This is a genomic window from Micromonospora globbae (assembly GCF_003610785.1).
GTDB classification, from domain to species: domain Bacteria; phylum Actinomycetota; class Actinomycetes; order Mycobacteriales; family Micromonosporaceae; genus Micromonospora; species Micromonospora globbae.
In genome coordinates this window covers 1-5,545 of record NZ_RAQQ01000065.1, presented here as the reverse complement: position 1 = coordinate 5,545, position 5,545 = coordinate 1, and the positions used below count along the sequence as shown (strand labels likewise).

Genomic DNA, 5,545 nt, shown 5'->3' with positions numbered 1-5,545 from the left:
CGCGATCAACTGCTCATCCGTGACCGCACCCACCGACCCTGCGGCCGGCTCCTGCCCCGAGGTGGTCTCGGTCGTCATCTGGCGTCTCTCCCTTGATCGGTCGATCAGCCGTTATTTGTACACACCCGGCCCTGGCTTCACCCCATCCGCGAGACCATCCGGCGACACGTCATCGACGCCCACGTGGCCCTCACCGACACCGCCGATGACGCTCGACGCGCCCTCACGCTGCTGCAGGCCGCCATCCGCATCGACCCCTACAACACCCACCTGCACACCCGCGCGGTGAACCTCCTCACCGCGCTCGGCGAGCACCACGCGGCTCACGAGCTACGCGACGCCTATGCCCGCCGCCTCACGCAGGCAGGCCTGCATCGGGACGGAGACGACTCCTTGACCGCAAGGAACATCTATGACGCCCCCGTCTCCCGCCGATAGCGAGCGGTACGGCCGGGCGGGTGCCAATGTCTCCGCTTCTGTCCAGCGCCGCTCATCTTCCCCTGCGCACGGCTCTCCTCGGACACCGGCGTCGATCCCGCACTCGTGCCGGCACCCTTCATGATGCTGACCCGGGGGTCGTGAGAGACGTTAATGGCTGCAACCAGGTCAATTGCCAGCGGCGAGTCCACCTTTGATGATTAGCGCGTTATTGATCGAGCCGGCACCCGTCTTGCCGCGATGGCCGATAACGGTGCACTGCGAATCACGACCGGCCAGTTTGCTGTCCGTCTTGGATTATCGACGCAGAGCCTCGGCCGGTTCGACACGGGCGGCGCGGATTGCTGGATAGAGGCCAGCTAGTAGGCCCGTGACGACGCCTACGGCAGGTGCGGCGAAGGCAGTCCAGGTTGCGATGATCGGCGTCCAGTCGCGAGCGATTGCAACTATCACGACGGTGCCGATACCGGCGGAGGCGCCAGCGATCCCGCCAAGCCCACCGAGGATCGTGCTCTCGGCTAGGAACTGCGCGGCGATATGTCTCGGCTGGGCTCCGAGCGCGCGACGGAGCCCGATCTCGTGCTGTCGCTCCAGCACCGCGACCAAGGTTGTATTCGCGATGCCCACCGTTCCGATGACGAGACAAACGCCGGCGAGTGTCAAAAACAAATTGCCGAGGTCGGTGCTGACCGCCTCGCTCAGGTCTTTCGGGTCAGGTGGAGTAAGAACGCGGAAGGCCTCGGGACGGTTGGGCCGGATGGCTACCGCGACCTGGGATCCGACGACATCCGCCGCGCCGAGTCGGGTCTCGACGAGCATTCGCTGGGTCTCCATGCTACGGACGCGTTCTGGCCAAGTGGCCTCAACGGTATGACTGGGTATGAGGATCTGTTGCAGCACCTCCGGCTGTCGTTGCACCTGCCCGATGACGCCGATCACGGTAAACGGTATACCCCCGATGAAAATTGCGGGTTGCTGGGAGAGGTCACCGATGCCGAGCGATGACGCTACGCTATCGCCGATGACTGCCACCCGGTCCTGCCGCATCTGGTGTACCTCGTCGAAAAGCCGACCGGTCGCCAGTTCCGGTCGAATCGCCTTCAGGAATCCGGGCGACGCGGCTAGTACCTGCGCTACGTTTTCTTGCACACCAATCAGCGGGACACCGGTCACGTGACCGACCACCTCCGGTGAAACCGCCCAGTACACGCCTGCGTTGATGACGCCGTTGATAGTGGCGACTCGGGCGTCCGCGTCGTCTGGGAAGCTGCTGCGGTCGTCCGCAAGGTCTTCTCGGTCCGCTTCCTCGACCGTAACTTCCGTGGCGGCCAGGGCGGTGAATCGCTTACTAATCTGCCCGCTGGCGGTAGCCGTAAGACCGAGGACAGCGACGAAAGCACCCACGCCCAACACGGTTCCGAGGAGCGTGAGGATTGTTCGGCCCGGGCGCTCAAGAACTCCGCTGGCTGCCTCATCCGCAAGTGCTCGTAGGCGTAGCCGAGACCTCATCGTTGTACCTCGGTCACAATCCCGTCGTGGATAGCAATCGTCCGCATACCTCGCAAGGCAACACGTGGATCATGGGTGATCATCAGGACCGTGAGCCCCTCACGATGAAGGTCATCGACAAGATTGAGAACATCCTCGGCCGTGGCTGAGTCAAGGTTGCCAGTAGGCTCATCACACAACAGCAGAGTTGGCCGGGCGGCGATTGCCCGGGCGATGGCCACCCGCTGCCGTTCGCCACCAGAAAGCTGGCTTGGCAGGGCTTTGCTCCGGTGATCCAGCCCCACTCGAATAAGGGCGTCTCGAGCGGCTGCTCGTCGCTTAGCGGTCGACTCACCACGATACAACGCGGCAAGCATGACGTTTTCCTCGGCAGTACGGTGCGACAGCAGGTGGAATGCCTGGAAGACGAACCCGATCTTGTGGGCCCGCAGCGCGGCTCGATCGCGATCCTTGAGACCTCCGGTATCCGTACCGTCAAGGATGTAGCGACCCTCGGTGGGACGATCGAGCAGGCCGAGTATGTTTAGCAGGGTCGATTTCCCGGACCCTGAGGGGCCGATGATGGTCACATACTCACCGCGGCTCACGCTTAGGTCGCAGTTCCTCAGCGCCGGCACGGGCGGAGGACCGGGGTATGTCACTCCCGCGCCACTTAGCCGAACAACCGAGGAGCCTTGCGGCAGCACGGGAACTGTCATTGTCTGATGCCGACAACTACGGTATCGCCCTGGCTGAGGTTGTCCTGCGTCGCTGTAATGGCAACGTACCCGTCGCCTGTCAGTCCGGTGTCAACGCTTATCCGGTGCTGGGTCCCATCAGGATCGCGGCGGATCACTGAAACTGTGCCGTTAGCGCCTGCCACCAATGCCGAGACTGGTACAACGAGAACGCTGCCGGACGTACTTGCAGCAGTGACCGTCATCCGTACGTTGAGCCCTGCCATCGCCGCTGCAAGGGGCTTGTCGGGCACGATGACGATTGGATAACCGTTACGGCCCCCATCGTCCCGGTTCACGACGAGTTCACCGACCATAGCTACCCGGCCGGGTACCGCCTCACCGACGGTTTCCGAAGCAAGCTCGGCTCGCATTCCTACCTTGACCAGCTCATGGTCGGCTGGGCTGAGGAGGCCCTCGGCTTGCAGTGCTCCGCTTGCAAGGGTGATCGCGGGTGCCGACACAGCGGCGCCCACCTTCGCCTGCAGCCCGTCCACCCGCGCAGGAAATGACGGCAAGAAGACGTACTCGGACAGCGGGAGTGTAGGCCCGGTAAGTGCGGCCAGTTCCTTGTAGGCCTTGTCAGCGGTGGCGAGGTCCTCCCTCGCCCTCTCCACTGCCCTGACCGCGGCGGATCGGTCCGCGCCCACGCGTCCCGCCAGTGCTGCCTTGGCGTCGTCGAGAGCTCGTCGGGCGGCCGTCACCTGTTGCTTGGCCGCGTCGAGCTTGACGGCGTCATCTGGAGCCGTCGGCACCGGCTCGTAGCCGAGTGCAGCGTAGAAGTCGGTAAGCGCGGTTTTGGTGCTTGCCCCGAATTCGCCGTCAACGTCGCCTGGGTCGTAGCCGAGTTGGCGCAGCGCGGCTTGTAGTTGCGCCACATCGGGTCCCGAATAGCCGGGACGCAGGTTTCGGTACGCCGGTTTGCTTCCGGGTAGCACGATGAGGGGCCTGCCGCCGACCTCCAACACTACCTTGCCGGCCTTGATAGTCGACCCGGACTTGACGTTGACGGCGGTGACGATAGGGGCCGACTCTCCCCCGGGATTCGGCGTTACCTCGTACGAGCGCGATGCGCCAACCTCTCCGCGCAGCACAACAGTCCGCGAAAGGACCCGTTCCTCGACAGTTGCTGTAAGCACGGTGGGGGATGGTGGGGCCGCATCGGCAATCGCCTGTTGTGGAGACTTGATCAGGCGTGTCGTGCCGAGGCCGAGGCCGATCGCTGTGACCGCTGCCGCAGTTCCGATGACCAGCAAACCCCGACCGGAAGGTCTCTTGCCTGTCACCGACTAACCACCGCTGACGATCTGATTGGCCAACTCCATCGACTTCGCCACATAAGCCTTGTATTCGGCAAGACGCTGAGCGTTCTCCTCGGCCAACCTATTCTGGTATGCGACGTTGGCAGCGATCCAGGTGGGCAGCAGCTTCACCTGCTGCTTGCATCGGACGTCAGCCACCGCCATCGCCACCTCCTCCTGGGAGGGCGTGTTCACCTTCGGCTTTCGCTTTCCCTGCCAATAGGTATACGTCTCGCCGGGGTCCTTGAACTCGGGAAAGCCTGCATCCTTGAGACATGAGCGCCACTGCTTGAGCAACCGTTGGACGCGGCTGTCATCCAGCGCGCGGCTCCACGCCTCATGCCGTAGGCTCTCAACGAAGTTGCCATCCTTCGGCATGCTGTCGCCACCAGTTACGGCCCGGAAAGACTCACCCTGACAACCGCCTTCGGGCACTGGTACGCCACCGTAGGTGCCAACGTTACCGGTAAGCACCGGTGTTGCCTCAGGCGGAACCTGCGAGATAAATTCCGGCCCCGTTTCCTTAATGTCTCTCAGATAGCCGCGCTCCTGAGCTCGGCGCTCATCAATGAGTCCGAAGCTCGCGATGTCGGCGGAGTCCTGGCCGACGGGTGGGCGCATCGGGAGGTCAAAGCCGAATCGCGCGAGGCACCGTTGCATGACAAGATCTCGCGCATGGATGATCACCAATGACTGCTCGCCTGTGACGCGGCTTACGTCGAGAGGAAAAGAAACATTCCTCGGATCCGCGCCAACCGCAGCTACGTCCAGCTCTGGCTCGTCGGCGGCATCCTCGCCGGACGTGGTCAGACCACATCCGGCGAGGACGAAGACCGCGAGAACCAGTAGCCGGGTCAACCGGTAGGTCCTCAATTCCGAAGGCTCCTAGCAGTAATTCCGGAAGCTATCCATCATATTGTCATACGGACTGACGTCACCGTCCTGGCTTTGACCGGACATCGTCCAGAGATGGATCGCGCCGAACAGGTCGGTCCAATCATAGGCGTAGACGTATGCGCCGCCGGTCTGACGGTGCCGCCAAGAGCTGGTGTCGTCCCAGAACCACTGCTCCAGCGAGACGCGCGAGGTGGTGCAGACCGTCTCCAGGTACGGAGCGCTGCCATAGCTCTTCGCATCGTAGAGACACCACCATCCGCTGTAGTTGGTGGTGCAGCGCGAGTCGTCGGCGTGCGCGGCCGTCGGACTGACCACCATGGTCAATCCGAACACAGTCAAAGCCGCGATCAGCACCTGCGCTAATCTTGCCTTGAGGCCCGTAGTGCTCATGCAACCCTCTTTCCGCGGGTCGAGGCGGCTGCGGCATGCCAGTGCCGCAGCCGCCGTCCAGGCTTGGGTGCGTAACGCTAACAGTCGGAAAGCTTCACCAACAGTCACATCGACTGCAGCTTGTTTACCGTTGCGCCGATGATCACGCCGGGTAGTCGTCCATCGTGGCTAAGGGACGTCTCGTAACCCCGGCCTCTGTCCGTTGAGGACGGTCGTCGATGATGCCTGGGTGCAGGTAATCTCCGCAGCTCGGGCCGAGTGGATCTTCCCGTTCACCGGGCTGACGCCAGCCCA

Annotated in this window: 6 protein-coding genes; 1 reads left to right on the top strand and 5 read right to left on the bottom strand. The window is 63.1% G+C overall.

The features are described from left to right. Nucleotides 1-183: 183 nt before the first annotated feature. Nucleotides 184-438 carry a hypothetical protein gene (locus D7I43_RS32055; RefSeq protein ID WP_120332298.1) on the top strand — a complete coding sequence of 85 codons (255 nt, stop codon included), beginning with the start codon at nucleotides 184-186 and terminating at the stop codon, nucleotides 436-438. 297 nt (nucleotides 439-735) lie between these two features. Here D7I43_RS32055 and D7I43_RS32050 read toward each other — a convergent pair whose 3' ends face one another. The 5 genes from D7I43_RS32050 to D7I43_RS32030 form a co-directional block, all read right to left on the bottom strand. After that, complete coding sequence (locus D7I43_RS32050) at nucleotides 736-1,947, bottom strand: ABC transporter permease (protein WP_120332297.1); 1,212 nt, start codon at nucleotides 1,945-1,947, stop codon at nucleotides 736-738. Then, entirely contained in the window at nucleotides 1,944-2,645 is a 702-nt protein-coding gene (locus D7I43_RS32045; protein ID WP_120332296.1) for an ABC transporter ATP-binding protein, read from the bottom strand. Before D7I43_RS32045 ends, D7I43_RS32050 begins: the two co-directional genes overlap by 4 nt. Further along, a complete protein-coding gene (locus D7I43_RS32040) occupies nucleotides 2,642-3,802 on the bottom strand; it encodes a peptidoglycan-binding protein (protein WP_158610208.1) in 1,161 nt (386 codons plus the stop codon). Before D7I43_RS32040 ends, D7I43_RS32045 begins: the two co-directional genes overlap by 4 nt. Nucleotides 3,803-3,952: 150 nt before the next feature. Beyond that, the gene (locus tag D7I43_RS32035; RefSeq protein WP_147427374.1) at nucleotides 3,953-4,822 is read right to left on the bottom strand and encodes a hypothetical protein; all 870 of its coding nucleotides are present in this window, start codon (nucleotides 4,820-4,822) and stop codon (nucleotides 3,953-3,955) included. Nucleotides 4,823-4,849: 27 nt separating this feature from the next. Then, on the bottom strand, nucleotides 4,850-5,251 hold the full coding sequence (locus D7I43_RS32030) for a hypothetical protein (RefSeq protein WP_147427373.1): 402 nt from the start codon (nucleotides 5,249-5,251) through the stop codon (nucleotides 4,850-4,852). Between the last annotated feature and the right edge of the window lie 294 nt (nucleotides 5,252-5,545).

What these genes read in the sequence shown, in the direction of transcription:
- D7I43_RS32050 (WP_120332297.1), bottom strand. Translation starts at nt 1,947, where the DNA reads ATGAGGTCTCGGCTACGCCTACGAGCACTTGCGGATGAGGCAGCCAGC.
- D7I43_RS32045 (WP_120332296.1), bottom strand. Translation starts at nt 2,645, where the DNA reads ATGACAGTTCCCGTGCTGCCGCAAGGCTCCTCGGTTGTTCGGCTAAGT.
- D7I43_RS32030 (WP_147427373.1), bottom strand. Translation starts at nt 5,251, where the DNA reads ATGAGCACTACGGGCCTCAAGGCAAGATTAGCGCAGGTGCTGATCGCG.